The sequence below is a fragment of the Streptomyces sp. SID486 genome, assembly GCF_009865385.1.
Lineage (GTDB): Bacteria > Actinomycetota > Actinomycetes > Streptomycetales > Streptomycetaceae > Streptomyces.
Genome location: NZ_WWJT01000345.1, coordinates 1 through 915, shown reverse-complemented (window position 1 = coordinate 915; position 915 = coordinate 1). Strand labels below are relative to the sequence as shown.

Sequence of the window (915 nt, the reverse complement as noted above, 5' to 3'; positions counted from 1 at the left end):
TCCCCGGCCACAGCCTGAACGGCAGCCGGATCGATCGGCTGCGCCACACCCTCGGCCACAGCCGGGTCGGCCGTCTGGGCCGCACCCTGGGCGGAGGCCGGGTCGGCCGCCTGGGCGGAGGCCGGGTCGGCCGCCTGGGCGGAAGCCGGGTCGGCCGCCTGGGCGGAAGCCGGGTCGGCGGGCGCGACCGCGCCCTGCACGGCCGGGGCTTCCGTCACCCCGGCGGGCTGCACCTGGGCGTGAACGGTGGCCTGAGCGGTGTCGGAGGGGTTCGTGGCCTCGACCGCTTGGACGGCATCGCCGACCTGCTGGGCGGCTCCGGCCTGCGTGACCACGTCCGGCTGCACGCCTTCCGCAGGGTGCACGCCTCCCGCAGGCTGCACGCCCTCGACCGGCTCGGCGGCCGCGTCCGGCTGGGCGGTCTCTGCGACAACGGCCTCGGCGTCAGCCGTGTGCGCCACAGCCGTCCCCACCGATCCCGGCTCCGCCGGTGCCGTCTGCACCACAGCCGCTCCCACCGAATCCGTCTCCGCCGGTGCCGTCTGCGCCACAACAGTCTCCGCCACAGCCGTCTCCACCGGCGCCGCGTCGGTCTCCACCGCTGTCACGACAAGGGCCGTCCCGTCGGTCTCCGCGGTCCCGTCGGCATCCGCGGCCCCCGCGGTCGTACCGGCCGGCTCCGCCTGCGCGTCGTCCGGCGTCTGATCGGGTACGGCCGGGTCCGGCGCCGAAGAGTCCGCGATGACCGGCACCGAAGACTCCGGAACGGCCTGCCCCGATGACTCCGGGACGGCCTGCGCCGAAGACTCCGGGACGGCCTGCACCGGCGCGCCCTGGGCCACCGCGTCCGCCGTGCCCTGGGCGCCGTCGGCCTCGGGCTCCTGGCCGGCGGCGGCAACCGTGCCGTCGGCGGCC

At 77.4% G+C, this 915-nt stretch carries 1 pseudogene; it reads right to left on the bottom strand.

Annotated features, from left to right (window positions below):
• A pseudogene (locus GT045_RS15745) lies at positions 1 to 915 on the bottom strand (hypothetical protein); the annotation flags it as partial.